The organism is Nocardioides ochotonae (assembly GCF_011420305.2).
GTDB classification, from domain to species: domain Bacteria; phylum Actinomycetota; class Actinomycetes; order Propionibacteriales; family Nocardioidaceae; genus Nocardioides; species Nocardioides ochotonae.
The window spans coordinates 287,613-302,106 of the sequence record NZ_CP061769.1 but is presented as its reverse complement, the minus strand read 5'-3'; the positions used below and the strand labels follow the sequence as shown (position 1 = coordinate 302,106).

The window sequence follows — 14,494 nt, the reverse complement described above, 5'->3', positions numbered from 1 at the left end:
ACCTACCCTTCCTGCGCTGCGGGCGCGTGCGAGCCGACCACGGCCGAGCCGGAGTCGGCACCGATGCCGGCGGCGTGCCGCGCGGCGATGTAGCCGAAGACGATCGAGGGGCCGATGGTCGCGCCGGGGCCGGCGTACTCGTTGCCCATGACCGAGGCCGAGGCGTTGCCGGTGGCGTAGAGCCCCTCGATGACCGAGCCGTCCTCGCGCAGCACGCGGGAGGTCTCGTCGCAGACGAGCCCGCCCTTGGTGCCGAGGTCGCCGACCTGGATGCGCACCGCGTAGAACGGCGCCTTGTCGATCGAGTCGAGGTTCGGGTTGGGCAGCGTCGGGTCGCCGTAGTAGCGGTCGTGCGCGCTCTCGCCGCGGTGGAAGTCCAGGTCGCGGCCGGCGCGGACGAAGCCGTTGAACCGGTCCAGCGTCTCCTGGAGGGCCTCGGCCGGGAGGCCGGTCGAGGCGGCCAGCTCGGCCACCGTGTCCGCGCGGTGCACCAGGCCGGAGTCGTAGAACGACTTCGGGAACGGCGCGCCGGGGAGGATCTGGGCGAACGGGTAGCGCGCCCGGGCCCGGGAGTCCATCACGAACCAGGCCTCGTGGTGCCCGCCCGCGAGCTGGTCGTGGACGAAGTTCACGTACGGCGCCGCCTCGTTGGTGAAGCGGCGACCGTCCTCGCCCACGATCACCTGGCCGGGGATCGCGCGCTCGGAGACCAGCGGGATCGTCGCGCCGCTCGGGTGCTCGACCGACGGCATCCACCAGGCGTCGTCCATGAAGTCGACCGCGGCGCCGAGGCCCTGCCCGGCGAGGATCCCGTCGCCGGTGTTCTCGGCGGCGCCGAGGGTGTGGTTGTCCTTGCCGCCCTCGGGCAGGTAGGTGGAGCGCATCTCCTGGTTGTGGTCGAAGCCGCCGCTGGCCAGCAGCACGCCACGGCGGGCGTGGATGCGCACCGGGGTGCCCTCGCGGGTCGCGAGCACACCGACCACGCGGCCGTCCTCGACGACCAGCTCGGTCATCGGCGTCTGCAGCCACAGCGGGATCCCGGCGTCCTTGAGCGCCATCCGCATGCGCGCCACCAGCGCGCGGCCGCCGGTGGCCATGTGGCGCCGGCGGATCACGTTGGAGCTGACCCGCCAGGCGGCGGTGAGCGAGGCCCGGCGGCCCTGCCAGGTCCGCTTGACCATCGCGAGGTCGTGGTAGTCCTTGCTCGTGATCCACAGGCCCAGCGGGCCCTTCATGCTGTTCGGGCGCTGGAAGACCTCGTCCTCGCGGAGCTTGCGGGTGTCGAACGGCTTCGGCTCGATGGAGCGGCCGCGCGGTCGCCCGCCCTCCAGCTCGGGGTGGTAGTCGGCGTAGCCCTTGGTCCAGACGAACTTCATCCACTTGGAGCGCTCGAGCAGCTCCATCGCGGCGGGGCCCTGGTCGACGTAGGCCTCGAGGCGGGCGCGGGGCACCCGGCCCTCGGTCAGCGTGTCGAGGTAGGTCAGGACCGACTCACGCGAGTCGTCGTGGCCGGCGCGGCGCAGCGTCGGGTTGTTGGGGACCCAGATGCCGCCGCCGGAGATGCCGGTGCTGCCGCCGAACTTCTTGCCCTTCTCCAGGACCACGACGCTGAGGCCGGCGTCGACCGCGGCGAGCGCCGCGGCCATGCCGCCGCCGCCGGAGCCGACGACGACGAGGTCGTAGGTGTGGTCCCAGCCGGTCGCGGTGCTCATGCCTGGTCCTCGGCGAGCAGGAACGCCTCGACGGTGCTCTCCCAGGCGGCCTTCTGCTCGATCATCGCCCAGTGTCCGCACTGGGAGAAGATGTGCACCTGGACGTCGCGGATCGTGCGCATCGGGATCAGCATCTGGTCCAGCGGGCTGACCCGGTCGTCGCGGCCCCAGGTGATCAGCGTCTTGGCGCGGATCTTGTCGAACTCCGCCCAGCCGGGGGTGCCGTGCGTGGAGCTGTCGATCGCGGCGAACGTCGCCTCGATCGCGGCGCGGCTGTACATCCGGCGCGCGACCTCGAGGGTCTCCGGCTCGGTGGCCTGCTCCCAGCGCTGCTCGATGAGCTCCTCGGTGACCATCGACTGGTCGAAGACCATCGAGCGCAGCCAGGAGATCAGCCGGTCGCGGGTCGGGTCCTCGGTGAAGTCCACGAGCAGCTTGATGCCCTCGCCCGGGGCGGGGCTGAAGATGTTGCGGCCGATGCCGCCGACCGTGACCAGCCGGCGCACCCGCTCGGGCTGCGCGATGGCGAAGCGCGCGCCGACGCTGCCGCCCATGGAGTTGCCGATGATGTCGACCTGCTCGAGGCCGAGGCCGTCGAGGAAGGCACCGACGGCCGGCAGGGCGGCCATCATCGGGTGCTGGTCGGTGGTGTCGCTGACCCCGAAGCCCGGGAACTCCAGCACCAGGCAGCGGAAGTGCTTGGCGAACCGCGGCAGGTTGTCGCCGAAGTTGCGCCAGCCCGTCACGCCGGGGCCGGAGCCGTGGAGCATCAGCAGCGGCGGCCCGTCACCCGCCTCGTGGTAGCGCAGGACGCCGGCGGGCGTGGACAGCTCACGGAGCGTGGATTCATACGTCAGGTCACTCACCCCGCCACGGTAGGAACGCCCTCCGGTCGCGTCCTGTGACGATCCCGGTCACTGGGAGGGTCGTCACACCGACGCCCCGCCCCGGCGGCGCCGTACACCCGGCGAAGGCCGTACGCCGCCCGCGGCCACTGATCGGGACCTCTCGCGGTCGGGCCGCGGCGCGGGCGTACGTTGACGTGGATGAGCACGGAACAGCCCGCCCGGGGCGCGGACCAGCCGGTCCTCGCGGGCAGCAGGTCAGGAAGGGACGAGACCATGACGAGCACCCAGATCACCGGACCGTCGCCGTTGGAGATGCGCCGCGCGATGGGCTCCTTCGCCACCGGCGTGACGGTCGTGACCGGGTACGACGGGGAGGAGCCGGTCGGCTTCGCCTGCCAGTCCTTCGCCTCGGTCTCCCTCGAGCCGCCGCTCGTGCTGTTCTGCGCCGACCACCGCGGCCGTGCGTGGCCGCGGATCCGCACCAGCGGCCGGTTCACCGTCAACGTGCTCGGCGAGGACCAGACCGACCTGTGCAACCGCTTCGGCTCGAGCCGCGGTGCCAAGTTCGAGGGCCTGGACTTCGACACCTCCGCGATCGGCACCCCCAGCCTGCGCGGGGTGCTGATGCGCGTGCACGCCGAGGTCCACGAGGTGCACGTCGCCGGCGACCACGACATCGTGATCGGCCGCGTCCTGGAGCTCGAGACCCCTACCGCCGACCGCCCGATGCTGTTCTTCCGCGGCAAGTTCGGCGTCGAGGACCAGCACGAGTACACCGCCCCGGACCTGTGGGGCTGGGGCGACCACTGGGGCTGAGTCCCGGCACCCCTGGGCGAAGGACTCTCGCCGGGGGTAGGTGCTTCTCGGCGCAGGTGCTGGGAGGAACACCGGTCCCGCGACGTACGACGCGCCAAACCCAGCAATTGCGCAGTTACGCGCAACCACCGGCCACCGGCCCGCCGATCCCGGCACCAACGACACAGGCCCCCGCTCCGTGTAGGAGCGGGGGCCTGTGTCGTGGTTTGCGGATCAGATCCAGTCGCCACCGTCGCTCGAGGCGACCAGGCGGCTCATGGTCTCGGTGGACCAGGCGCCCTCCGCGGGGCGCGCGATCGTACGACGCGCGACGCGCGGGCGCTGGGTCTCCAGGCCGGGGAACAGCGCCACCGACACGGCGCGGCCGGCCTTGAGGAGCAGCGGGGCGAGGCGCTCGACCGGGGCGTCCTTGTCGCCGACCAGCGAGATCGCGCCCAGCGGACCCTCGGGGCCACGCACCGCCACGGCGACGCACGAGATGTCGGGGAAGCTCTCCCCGCGCTCGAAGGCCAGCCCGTTGCGCCCGCGGATGCGGTGCAGCTCGTGGTGCAGCGTCGGCAGGTCGCCGATGGTGCGGCCGGTGAACCGGTTCAGGCCGGCCTCGAGGCGCAGGTCGACCTCCTCGGGGGTCAGCCAGGCGAGCATCGCCTTGCCGAGCGCGGTGGAGTGCGCGGGCGCCCGGCCTCCGACCCGCGAGGGCACGGAGGCGGCGAAGCGGCCGCCCATCTTGTCGAGGTAGTAGATCTCGGCGTCCTCGAGCACCGCGAGGTGCGCCACCATGCCGGTGCGCACCTGCAGCTCGTGCAGCACCGGGGCTGCCTCGGCGCGCAGGTCGCCGTAGGCCTTGTCCCCGCCGCCGAGCTCGAGCGCCCGCTGGCCCAGCGCGTAGCCGAAGCTGGTGTGGGTCAGCCAGTGCAGGCGCACCAGCTGGTCGAGGATCCGGTGGGTCGTCGACCGCGGCAGGTGGGTCGCCCGGGCGACCTCCTCCAGGGTCAGTCGCACCGACGGGCTCGTGAAGGTCTCCAGGATCAGGGACATCCGCTCCACCATCGACGGCGGCAGCTGCCGCGGCTCGACGACCGGCTCGACACCTTGAGCGCTCATGACGTCCTCCCAGACCCAGAAACAGACCAAAACTGAAATTCATTCTGCCTTGCGTGAGGACCGTAACAAGACCCCACCGGAAAGGGAAGCGGACACGCACCCGCTCACCGGGAGCGAGACGGGCGGGCGCCCCCGGCGCGGTGCTTGGATGACGCCGATCCCGCCTCGAAGGAGACCCATGCAGATCGGCATCACCAGTCCCGTGCTCACCGCCAACCCGGGGGCCCACGCCGCCTGGGAGGCAGACGCCGGCATCGAGGAGCTCGCCCGGATCGCCCGGACCGCCGACGCCCTCGGGCTGCACCACCTCACCTGCAGCGAGCACGTCGCGGTCCCCGTGGAGATCGCCGAGCAGCGCGGCGCGACGTACTGGGACCCGCTGGCGACCTTCGGCTACCTCGCCGCCCAGACCACCCAGCTGCGCCTGATGACCCAGGTCGTGGTGATCGGCTACCACCACCCGCTCGAGATCGCGAAGCGCTACGGCACGCTCGACCGGATCAGCAACGGCCGCCTGGTCCTCGGCATCGGCGTCGGCTCGCTCCAGGAGGAGTTCGAGCTCATCGGCGCGACCTTCGAGGGCCGCGGCGCGATCGCCGACGACGCGCTCGCCGCCCTGCGCGCCAGCCTGGGCCGCTCCCAGCCGGAGTACCACGGCACGCACTTCGACTTCTCCGGCTTCGTCGTGGAGCCGCACGCCGTGCAGGAGCGGGTGCCGCTCATCATCGGCGGCCGCACCGCGCGCTCGCTGCGCCGCGCGATCGAGCTCGGCGACGGCTGGGTGCCGTTCGGCCTGCCGCTGGAGGCGCTCTCCGCCATGCTCGCTTCCCGCGAGCTCCCGGAGGGCTTCGAGGTCTACTTCTCCCCCGGCCGCATGCTCGACCCGCTCGGCGACGCCGAGGACACCGCCCGCCGGCTGCGCCAGGTCCGGGAGGCCGGCGCGACGGTGGTCAGCACCACCGTCGACGCGACGTCCGCCGAGCACTACTGCGAGCAGCTCGAGGCGCTCGCGGCCATCGCCGCGCAGATCGACTGACCCCGTTCCTCCACCCGATCAGGAGCCACCATGACCGACGACCGGATCGCCGCACTCGAGCAGCGCCTCCAGACCCTCGAGGACGAGCGGGAGATCATCCAGCTCCTCGCCGGCTACGGAGCCCTCGCCGACTCCGGCAGCGCCGAGGAGCTCGCCGCCATCTGGGAGCCCGACGGTGTCTACGACAACGACGAGATCTCGATGGTCGGCAACGCCCAGCTCGTCGCGATGGTGAACTCCACCAACCACCAGGGCTGGATCGGCAATGGCGCCGCGCACTTCAACGGGCCCGTCAAGGTCACCCTCGACGGCGACACCGCCGTCGCGGTCAACCACTCGCTGATGGTCATCCACACCGACGAGGGCTTCGTCGTACGCCGCGCCACCGCCAACCACTGGGAGCTGCGTCGCGGCGAGCAGGGCTGGCGGGTCGTGGTGCGGACCGGGCGCCTGCTCGACGGTCGCCCCGAGGCGCGCGCACTGCTCGCGGCCGGGGCCCGCGGCCAGCACCTCGAGCGCGCGTGAGCGGCCGCCTCGAGGGCCGCGTCGCGGTCGTCACCGGTGGCGGGGACGGGATCGGCGCGGGCGTCGCGCGGCTGTTCGCGGCCGAGGGCGCGCGCGTGCTCGTCGCGGAGATCGACGAGGCCAAGGGCCGGGCGGTCGCCGAGGAGATCGGCGGGCTGTTCGTGCACGTCGACGTCACCGACCGCGACCAGGTCGAGGGCATGATCGCGACCGCGGTCGACACCTGGGGCAGCGTCGACATCCTGGTCAACAACGCCTGGGGCGGCGCCAGCCTCGGTCGCGTCGAGCACAAGACCGACGAGATGCTGCACCGCGGGTTCGCGATGGGCTACTACGGGCCCTTCTGGGCGATGCGCGCGGCGTTCCCGCACATGTCGCGCGCCGGCTGGGGCCGGGTGATCAACATGGTCAGCCTCAACGGTGTGAACGCCCACATCGGGTCGCTGGAGTACAACAGCGCCAAGGAGGCGCTGCGCACCCTCACCCGCACCGCCGCACGGGAGTGGGCGCCCACGGGCGTGGTCGTCAACGCGATCGCACCGGGCGCGAAGACCGCGGCGCTGCAGCGCCGGATCGCCCAGAACCCCGACATCGCGGCCGCCGTCGACGCCGCCAACCCGATGGGCCGTCTCGGCGACCCGCTGACCGACATCGCCCCGGTGGCGCTCTTCCTCGCCAGCGAGGACTGCCGCTACGTCACCGGCAACACGATCTTCGCCGACGGCGGGGGTCACATCAACGGCGTCGCCTGGGCCCCCGAGCTCCCCGACGCACCCGCGGGCTGAGCGCACCGCACCTCCGGACGCCCGACGGGCCGGGACCCCACCTCGGTGGAGTCCCGGCCCGTCGTCGTACCGCTCGTGGCTCAGGCCGGCGGCGCGGGGAGGTGCGCGGCGCGGCCGTGCTCGAGGAACTCCGCCTCGATCTCCTTGCGGGCGACGTCGTCGAGCGCGACGTACTCTGCGGTCCGCCCGACGCGCACGAACACCGGGTCGGTGGTCTGCCACGCCGCCTGGCGCAGCGGCGCCTTGTTGATCTTCCCGCTGCCGGTCAGCGGCATCGAGTCGACGATCCGCACGAACGAGGGCCACCACTTGGCGCCCATGTCGGGCTGGGCGTCGAGGTAGGCGCCGAACGCGATCGGGTCGAAGACCGCCCCGGGCTCGAGCTCGATGGCCGTCATCACCCGGTCGCCGGTGCGCGGGTCCGGTACGGCGAACACCGGCGCCACCGCCACGCCCTCGGCGCGGGCCAGGATGCGCTCGAGCGGTGCGGCGGAGAAGTTCTCGCTGTCCACCCGCAGCCAGTCCGAGGAGCGGCCGGCGAAGTAGAAGAACCCGTCGGCGTCGCGGTAGCCCAGGTCACCGGACCAGAAGTCCTCGCCCTTGACCCGGTCGGCCATCGCCTCGGGGTTCTTGTAGTAGCCCTCGAAGGTGTGCGCGAGCCCGACCGCGACGATCTGCCCGACGGCGGCGGCGTCGACCAGCCGCCCGGTCTCGTCGAAGCGGGCGCGGGGACACTCCTCGCCGGTGGCCTCGTCGAGGATCCGCACGTCCAGGCCGCCCGCTGGCAGGCCGAGCGAGCCGGTCGGGGTGTCCGGGGTCCGGTTGATCCGGAAGACGCCCTCGCTGAGCCCGTAGCCCTCCATGACCTCGCAGCCGAAGCGCTCGGAGAAGCGGGCCACGTCGGCCTCGGAGGCCTCGGTGCCGAAGGCCAGCTGCAGGGTGCTGGTGCGGTCGCGCGGGTCCTCGGGGCGGCTCAGCACGTAGGACAGCGCCCGGCCCACGTAGTTGACGTAGGTCGCGCCGACCCGGTGGATGTCCTCGGCGAAGGCGCTGGCGGAGAACTTGCGGGTCATCGCGACCGTCGCCCCGGCCTCCATCGCGGGCGCCAGGTTCATCATCACCGCGTTGCCGTGGAACAGCGGCATGCACAGGTAGGTGACCGAGGAGCGCTCCATGCGCACCCGCTCGACGATCGCCTCGACCAGGCGGCCGAGCCGGCCCTGGCCGACGATGACCGCCTTCGGGGCCCCGGTCGAGCCCGAGCTGAACAGCAGCATCGCGATGTCCTCGGGCGTGGGCCGGGCCTCGGGCAGTGGCGCCCCGCGGTGCGGCGCCAGCCACTCGGCGTACGCCGGGGTCTCGATGTCGTGGACCCGCTCGGCCGGGACGCCGTGGGCGGGGTCCTCGACGAGGTGGCGCAGGCGCGGCTCGGTGATGATCAGGTCGACGTCCGCGTGCCGCACGTCCTGGGCGATCTCCGGGGCGCTGCGGCTGGCGTTGATGCCGATGACCACGGCCCCGGCGAGGGCGCCGGCACCGATCCAGAAGACGAAGTCCGGGACGTTCTCCAGCAGCACCCCGACGTGGACCTGGCGTCCCTCGGGGGCCGGCACCGTGGCGCTCAGGGCCGCGGCCCGGGTCGCGGACTCGGCGACGACCTCGTCCCAGGTCCACTGGCGGTCCTCGAAGCGCAGGCCGACGGCGTCGTCGCCGACGCGGCTGCGCACGATCTCTGCGAATGTCTGCATATCTCATTCCTCCGGGGTCGGACGCGCCGATGCAAGCAGCCTCGGCGGGGGTGGGTCAGGGGGCTCCCGCTCAACGGAAGCGACGTGGTCGGCCCAGCAGCAGCGACAGCACCGCCGCCACCAGCGAGAGCCCGACCCCGCACAGTCCGCCGGCGACGAAACCGGCGTGGCTGGTCTGCATCCCGTCCGCGGCGAGCAGGTCGAGGATCGCCAGGGCGAGCGCGCTGCCGATCGACATGCCGAGGAACCGGAGCACGAGGTTGAGGCTGAGAGCGCTGCTGGTCTCGGCAGCCGGGACGTGGCGCATCATCAGCCAGGGCATCGAGTTGAAGGTCATGCCGCTGCCGATCCCGCCGACCAGCAGCACCAGCAGTACCTGCCACAGCTCCTGATGCCAGACCGCCAGCGCCAGGTTGGCCAGGCCGAAGCACAGGCAGCCCAGCGGCAGCAGCAGGTCGGCGCTGATCACGTTGCCCAGCCGCAGCGCGAGGCGGGAGCCGATCACGCTCGCGGCGGCGTACGGCGTCAGCATCAGGCCCGCGACCAGGACCGAGCGACCCAGGCCGTAGCCGTCCTCGCTCGAGGTCTGCACGAGGACCATGACCAGCGAGAGCATCACGTACATCCCGCAGCCGGCGAGCAGGCCGGCGGCGTTGGCCGCCGACACCCCGCGGCGTACGGCGATGCGCACGTCGACCAGCGGGTCGCGCACGCGCAGCAGCCACCACACGCAGACCGCGTAGAGCAGCAGCCCGGCGCCGATCAGGGTGGCCGTGAGCGGGGAGGCGTAGCCCCAGCCGGCCGCCTGGCTGATGCCGAGGAGCAGGGTGGCCGTGGCGGCGCTGAGCAGGACGGCGCCGAGCCAGTCGACCCCGGGTGGGACGGGCTCGGTGCTGCGCGGCACGACGAGCAGGGCGACGACGAACGCGAGGGCACACATCGCGAAGGCGAACCAGAAGGCGCCGCGGATGCCGGCGAAGGTCGCCACCAGCGCGGTGACCGGGAAGCCGAGGCCGGCGGCGGTCACGTTGGCGACCGAGACCGCCGCCACCGAGCGGCGCATGCGGTCCTCGGGCAGCTCGGTGCGGACCACCGAGATCACCAGCGGCACGATGCCGAAGGCGAGGCCGGTGAGGATGCGGCCGACGATCAGCATGGCGAAGCCCAGCGGCAGCGCGCCGAGGACGGTGCCCAGGGCGGCCAGGCCGACGCAGGTGAGCAGGACCGGACGGCGCCGCCGCCCGGCGCCGAGCCGGCCGATGACGGGTGTCGCCACCGCGCCGGTGATCAGGCTGACGGTGAGGGTCCACTGCGCGGCGACGAGGGAGACGCCCTCGGACCGGGCGATGCCCGGCACGAGCGGCGAGCCGAGGCTGCCGACGATGCCGGTCACGGTCGTGACGAGCAGCAGGCCCGGCAGCAGCCAGCGCAGCCGGCGCGGGCTGAGGGTGCTGCCCGCGCGGACGCTCGCGCTCGTGGCGGGGTCGGCCGCTGCTCTCCGCACGCTGTCGCCTTCGCTCTCGTGGCGCCGCAGCACCGGGTGGTCAGAGGGAGGGGCGGACCGGCCGTGCTCGGCCGGTCCGCCCCGGGGGTCTCGCGGGTGTTGCGGGTGTTGCGGGTTGGGTCAGCCGATCCAGGCGTCGGCGAGGTGGACCATCGACGCGGCCGCACCGACGATCCCGTGGACGTCCTCGTCCCACGCGGTGTACTCCGAGAACGGCGCCCAGTTGAGGTAGGGAACGTCGGTGTTGACCTGCTCCTGGATGCGGTCCATCGCCGCGACCCGCTCCTCGGGCGTCGCCGCCGCCTGGAGCTCCTCGAGCAGCGCGTCCATCTCGTCGCTGGTGTACATCCCGTAGACCTGCGTGCCGTCGCTGTGCATGGTCGCGAACATCTTCGAGAACGGGTCCGCCTCGCGGTAGTTCAGGCCCCACGCCGCGACGTCGAAGTCGCGCTCGACCACGATCGTGGAGATCTGCTCGGCGATGGTGCGCATCGGGCGGGTCGCGACCTCGAACCCGACGGCCTCGAGCGAGGCCTTGACCGCCTGCATCGTGGCGCGCGAGGCGGGGTCAGCGGCGTCGATGTACTCGATCTTGCCGTCCCAGCCGTCGGCCTTGACCTCCTCCACGAGCTCGCGGGCCCGCTCCTGGTCGGGCTCGAGCCCGGAGGTCTCGCCGTGCCAGGCGGAGTAGTCGCCGAAGAGCGTCGAGGACGCCAGGCCGGAGCCGCCGTACGCACGCTCCGCGATCAGCTCGGGGTCGATGGCCAGCGCCATCGCCTCGCGCAGCCGGACGTCGGCGCCCGGACGGCCCTCGGAGGCGTTGATCACCGCGGTGTTGGAGGCGGCGACCATGTTGACGTAGCCCGGCCACTCCTCGTCGAGCACCTCGTCGACGATGTCGGGGTCGCGCACGAAGACCGCGTCGACGCCGTCGGAGCGCAGCGACTCCAGGCCGGCGCGCTGGTCGTTGAGGTAGACGAAGCGGACCTTCTCCAGGTGCGGAGCCCCGCCCCAGTAGTCCTCGCGGGCGGCGAGCACCAGCTCCTCGCCCTGGGCCCAGCGCTCCAGCTCGAAGGCTCCGGCGCCGACCGGGGTGAAGGCACCGTCCTTGGCCGCGGCGCTCTTGGCGACCACCATGCCGGGACCGGTGCTCAGGATGCTGGGGAAGCCCGGCCACGGCTTGTTCAGCTCATAGACGACCGTCCGCTCGTCCTTGACGACGACGTCGCTGACGTTGCCGTTCCACAGCGCCGCCTCGGGCGCGGGCATCGAGGCGTAGCGCTCCTGGCTCCACTTGACCGCCGCCGCGTCGAGCGCGGTGCCGTCGGAGAAGGTCACGCCCTCGGGCAGGGTCAGGGTCCAGGTGTCGTGGTCCTTGTCGGGCTCGATCGCCTCGGCGAGCCGCGGCTCGAACTCCTGGGCGTCGGCGTCGAAGTTCACCAGGGTGTCGTAGATGTTGATCATCTCGGCGCCGCCGGTCGTGACCGCCGCGATCGTGACAGCGGGGTCGAGCGAGGCCGGCTCGGCGTACGCACCGTAGGTCAGGGTGCCGCCGGAGACGGGATCGCCGGCGTCGGATACGCCGCGCATGCCCTCGCTGAGGGCGGCGCCCTCGCGGGGCTTCGCGCCCTCGTCGTCCGTGGCCGCGCAGCCGGCGGCGAGCACCGCCACGGCCAGGGCCGCGCCGACGCGATGGGTCAGGGGGTGTCGTGCCACGTGTGGTCTCCTCGGGGACTTCGCCAGTTATCTAGCAAGCGCTTGGTCGTGTGACCACCGTCCCAGCCCGCCGCCGATCCCGCCACCGCAGTCCCACTCCCCCGAGTCGACCCTTGTGGTTGCGCGAATCGGCGGGGGGTCAGCGGACGGTGAGCTGGCCGCCGTCGACGTTCCAGGACTGGCCGGTGACCCAGGCGGCCTGGTCGCTGGCGAGGAAGACCGCCGTGGCCGCGACCTCCTGAGGGGTGCCGGCGCGACCGAGCGGCAGGTTGGCCGCGACGTAGGCCTGCCAGGCCTCCGGGCTCTGGTCGTCGAGGCGGCCGGTCTCGGTGACCCCCGGGCAGATCGCGTTGACCCGGATCCGGTGGCGCCCGAGCTCCTTGGCCGAGGAGGAGGTCAGCGACTGCACCCCCGCCTTCGAGGCGCTGTACGCCGCGGTGCCCGGGCCGCCGAGCTTGCCGCCGATCGAGGAGATGTTGATGATGCTGCCGCCCTCGCCCTGCTCGACCAGACGCCGGCCGAAGGCGCGGGTCATCAGGAAGGTGCCGCGCAGGTTCACCGAGACCACCCGGTCCCAGGCCTCGACCGGCACCTCGAGCACGGGCAGCCGGTCCGCACCCCGGGACGCGGCGGCGTTGTTGACGACCACGTCGACGCGGCCGAGCTCGGCCACCACCCGGGCCAGCAGCGAGTCGACCGAGGCCTCGTCGGAGACGTCGCAGACCACCGGCAGCGCCCGCCGCCCCAGGGTCCGGACCTCCTCGGCGACCGAGTCGATGTCGCGCCAGTCGGCGGCCACCTCGTCGGCGGGGCGGTTCTCCAGACCCCGGCCGGTGCCGGTGACGACCACGTCGCACCCGGCCCGCGCCAGTTCGACGGCGATCGCGCGGCCGATCGAGCGCATCCGTCCGGCCCCGGTGACGACCGCGACCCGGCCCTCCAGCCCACTCAGCTGATAGCTCATGACGTGCCTCCCGCGATCTCGATGAACAGGCCGGTGGCCTCGACGGTCCGCTGGCCCTCGTGCTCGACCCAGCCCTCGGCGTGGATCCGGCGACCGGTGCGCTCGATGATCCGCGCGTGCAGGTCCAGGGGTACGTCGAGCGGCGTACGGCGCAGGTAGCGCAGGTCCAGCGTGGCGGTGACCGCGAGCAGCCCCTGCGCCTGCACCATCGTGCCGAGCATGCAGTCGAGCAGGTGCGCGAGGTAGCCGCCGTGCACCGAGTCGCGCGGCCCCTCGTAGAGCGCGTCGCCGACGGTGCGCGCGTGCGCGGTGCCCTCGCCGAAGGTGATCTCCAGCGGCAGTGCCTGCGGGCTGAACCGGAAGATCGGCCACGGCTGGTCGGGCCCGGCGCTGCGGGCCCGGGCCGGCCCGTCCAGCGGCGCCCGGAGCACCCGGTCCCGGGTGCGGGTGCCCAGCCGGGCGCTGAGCTGCTCGATCTCGGCACGGGCGGCGCGGAGCTCCTCGACGCCGAGGTCGGTCGTGGCGACCGCCAGCATCAGCTCCCGGGTCGCCGCGACCAGGGCCACGGTCTCCTGCTCGACCTCGGTGGTCTCGTACACGGTCGTCATGCCGGGGCCCCGATCGCCGGGGCGTCCTCGAGCCGACCGCCGAGCTCGGCGGCCACGGCGGCCGCGCTGCCGAGGGAGAACGCGAGCTGGCGCCCCCACAGGAAGTAGCGGTGGATCGGGTAGTCGACGTCGGCGCCGATGCCGCCGTGCAGGTGCTGGGTGGCGTGCACGACCCGCAGCCCGCCCTGCGAGGCCCACCACTTCGCGATCAGCGACGCCGGTCCCGCGGCGGCCTCCTCGCCGCGGTCCAGCAGCCAGGCGGCACGAAGGGCGGTCACCCGGATGGCCTCGGTGTCGAGGTGGGCGTCGGCGGCGCGCAGCGCCACCGCCTGGTTGGTCGACAGCGGGCGCCCGAACTGCACCCGCTCGCTGGTGTACGCCGCGGTGAGGCGCACGGCCTCGGCGCAGACCCCGAGCTGGAGCGCAGCGAGCGCGACCCGGAGCCGGTTGCGCACCCACTCCAGCTGGGCGTCGCCGTCGCCGGCCAGTACGTCGTCGGGGCCCAGCACGACGTCCTCGAACGCGACGGCGGCCGCGTTCTCACGGCTGGTCGGCGCCACCGGGGTCACCACTACACCGGGGCGGTCGGTGGGCACCACGGCGAGCACGATCTCGCCGTCCGCGAGCTCGACGGGCACCACCAGGGCGGCGGCGCGGCCGGCGGCCGGCACCTGGGCGAGCCCGCCGGTGACGGTGATCGTGTCACCGGTGCGGGCCCCGCTCAGCGCGGTGCGACGCCCGGGCGGCGCGTCGAAGGCCCCGGTGACCAGGGCGCTGCCGTCGAGCAGTCCGGGCAGCCAGCGCCCGGCCTGCTCGGGCGAGGCGAACTCTGCGATCGGCAGTGCGGCGCCCGCGACGACCGACCAGAGCGGCACCGGGGCGACCCGGCGGCCCTGCTGCTCCAGCAGCGCGACCAGGCCGAGCATCCCGAGGCCGGCGCCGCCGGCGTGCTCGGGCACCGCGATGCCGAGCATCCCGGAGTCCGCGAGGGTGCCCCAGAGGCGCGCGTCGAAGGAGTCCTCGTCGGCCTCCACCTGGGCCACCCGCTCGGTGCTCGCGAGGTCGGTGAAGATCGTCGCGGCGAGGTCGCGGACCTCGACGTGGTCACCGGTCAGGTCGAACTCCATG

General features: G+C 73.1%; 13 protein-coding genes. 4 read left to right on the top strand and 9 right to left on the bottom strand.

The features are described from left to right. Positions 1 to 2: 2 nt before the first annotated feature. Together HBO46_RS01500 and HBO46_RS01495 are read right to left on the bottom strand one after the other, a co-directional pair. Positions 3 to 1,712, bottom strand: coding sequence for an FAD-binding protein (locus HBO46_RS01500; protein ID WP_166137708.1), 1,710 nt, complete (start codon positions 1,710 to 1,712; stop codon positions 3 to 5). Then, on the bottom strand, positions 1,709 to 2,578 hold the full coding sequence (locus HBO46_RS01495; RefSeq protein WP_166137712.1) for an alpha/beta fold hydrolase: 870 nt from the start codon (positions 2,576 to 2,578) through the stop codon (positions 1,709 to 1,711). Before HBO46_RS01495 ends, HBO46_RS01500 begins: the two co-directional genes overlap by 4 nt. 180 nt (positions 2,579 to 2,758) lie before the next feature. Between HBO46_RS01495 and HBO46_RS01490 the strand changes: the two genes are divergently transcribed. Further along, positions 2,759 to 3,376, top strand: coding sequence for a flavin reductase family protein (locus HBO46_RS01490; RefSeq protein WP_224769319.1), 618 nt, complete (start codon positions 2,759 to 2,761; stop codon positions 3,374 to 3,376). A 213-nt stretch (positions 3,377 to 3,589) separates the two neighbouring features. Here HBO46_RS01490 and HBO46_RS01485 read toward each other — a convergent pair whose 3' ends face one another. Next, a complete protein-coding gene (locus HBO46_RS01485) occupies positions 3,590 to 4,480 on the bottom strand; it encodes an IclR family transcriptional regulator (RefSeq protein ID WP_207949868.1) in 891 nt (296 codons plus the stop codon). A gap of 178 nt (positions 4,481 to 4,658) precedes the next feature. Between HBO46_RS01485 and HBO46_RS01480 the strand changes: the two genes are divergently transcribed. The 3 genes from HBO46_RS01480 to HBO46_RS01470 are packed head-to-tail and all read left to right on the top strand — an operon-like array spanning position 4,659 to position 6,826. Beyond that, on the top strand, positions 4,659 to 5,516 hold the full coding sequence (locus HBO46_RS01480; protein WP_166137714.1) for a TIGR03619 family F420-dependent LLM class oxidoreductase: 858 nt from the start codon (positions 4,659 to 4,661) through the stop codon (positions 5,514 to 5,516). A gap of 30 nt (positions 5,517 to 5,546) precedes the next feature. Further along, positions 5,547 to 6,041 carry a nuclear transport factor 2 family protein gene (locus tag HBO46_RS01475; protein WP_153321803.1) on the top strand — a complete coding sequence of 165 codons (495 nt, stop codon included), beginning with the start codon at positions 5,547 to 5,549 and terminating at the stop codon, positions 6,039 to 6,041. Then, positions 6,038 to 6,826, top strand: coding sequence for an SDR family NAD(P)-dependent oxidoreductase (locus HBO46_RS01470; RefSeq protein WP_166137717.1), 789 nt, complete (start codon positions 6,038 to 6,040; stop codon positions 6,824 to 6,826). Before HBO46_RS01475 ends, HBO46_RS01470 begins: the two co-directional genes overlap by 4 nt. A gap of 80 nt (positions 6,827 to 6,906) precedes the next feature. Here HBO46_RS01470 and HBO46_RS01465 read toward each other — a convergent pair whose 3' ends face one another. The 6 genes from HBO46_RS01465 to HBO46_RS01440 form a co-directional block, all read right to left on the bottom strand. Then, positions 6,907 to 8,574 carry an AMP-binding protein gene (locus tag HBO46_RS01465; protein ID WP_166137720.1) on the bottom strand — a complete coding sequence of 556 codons (1,668 nt, stop codon included), beginning with the start codon at positions 8,572 to 8,574 and terminating at the stop codon, positions 6,907 to 6,909. 70 nt (positions 8,575 to 8,644) lie between these two features. Then, complete coding sequence (locus HBO46_RS01460) at positions 8,645 to 10,078, bottom strand: MFS transporter (RefSeq protein ID WP_166137723.1); 1,434 nt, start codon at positions 10,076 to 10,078, stop codon at positions 8,645 to 8,647. Positions 10,079 to 10,198: 120 nt separating this feature from the next. Next, complete coding sequence (locus HBO46_RS01455) at positions 10,199 to 11,794, bottom strand: ABC transporter substrate-binding protein (RefSeq protein WP_207949867.1); 1,596 nt, start codon at positions 11,792 to 11,794, stop codon at positions 10,199 to 10,201. Positions 11,795 to 11,933: 139 nt separating this feature from the next. Beyond that, complete coding sequence (locus HBO46_RS01450; RefSeq protein WP_166135875.1) at positions 11,934 to 12,758, bottom strand: SDR family NAD(P)-dependent oxidoreductase; 825 nt, start codon at positions 12,756 to 12,758, stop codon at positions 11,934 to 11,936. Continuing rightward, positions 12,755 to 13,366: a PaaI family thioesterase gene (locus HBO46_RS01445; RefSeq protein ID WP_166135872.1), complete on the bottom strand. Its 612-nt coding sequence runs from the start codon at positions 13,364 to 13,366 to the stop codon at positions 12,755 to 12,757. Before HBO46_RS01445 ends, HBO46_RS01450 begins: the two co-directional genes overlap by 4 nt. Beyond that, entirely contained in the window at positions 13,363 to 14,493 is a 1,131-nt protein-coding gene (locus tag HBO46_RS01440) for an acyl-CoA dehydrogenase family protein (protein ID WP_166135869.1), read from the bottom strand. Before HBO46_RS01440 ends, HBO46_RS01445 begins: the two co-directional genes overlap by 4 nt. Between the last annotated feature and the right edge of the window lies 1 nt (position 14,494).

What these genes read in the sequence shown, in the direction of transcription:
- HBO46_RS01465 (WP_166137720.1), bottom strand. Translation starts at nt 8,574, where the DNA reads ATGCAGACATTCGCAGAGATCGTGCGCAGCCGCGTCGGCGACGACGCC.
- HBO46_RS01440 (WP_166135869.1), bottom strand. Translation starts at nt 14,493, where the DNA reads ATGGAGTTCGACCTGACCGGTGACCACGTCGAGGTCCGCGACCTCGCC.
- HBO46_RS01500 (WP_166137708.1), bottom strand. Translation starts at nt 1,712, where the DNA reads ATGAGCACCGCGACCGGCTGGGACCACACCTACGACCTCGTCGTCGTC.
- HBO46_RS01480 (WP_166137714.1), top strand. Translation starts at nt 4,659, where the DNA reads ATGCAGATCGGCATCACCAGTCCCGTGCTCACCGCCAACCCGGGGGCC.
- HBO46_RS01490 (WP_224769319.1), top strand. Translation starts at nt 2,759, where the DNA reads ATGAGCACGGAACAGCCCGCCCGGGGCGCGGACCAGCCGGTCCTCGCG.
- HBO46_RS01450 (WP_166135875.1), bottom strand. Translation starts at nt 12,758, where the DNA reads ATGAGCTATCAGCTGAGTGGGCTGGAGGGCCGGGTCGCGGTCGTCACC.
- HBO46_RS01445 (WP_166135872.1), bottom strand. Translation starts at nt 13,366, where the DNA reads ATGACGACCGTGTACGAGACCACCGAGGTCGAGCAGGAGACCGTGGCC.
- HBO46_RS01485 (WP_207949868.1), bottom strand. Translation starts at nt 4,480, where the DNA reads ATGAGCGCTCAAGGTGTCGAGCCGGTCGTCGAGCCGCGGCAGCTGCCG.
- HBO46_RS01475 (WP_153321803.1), top strand. Translation starts at nt 5,547, where the DNA reads ATGACCGACGACCGGATCGCCGCACTCGAGCAGCGCCTCCAGACCCTC.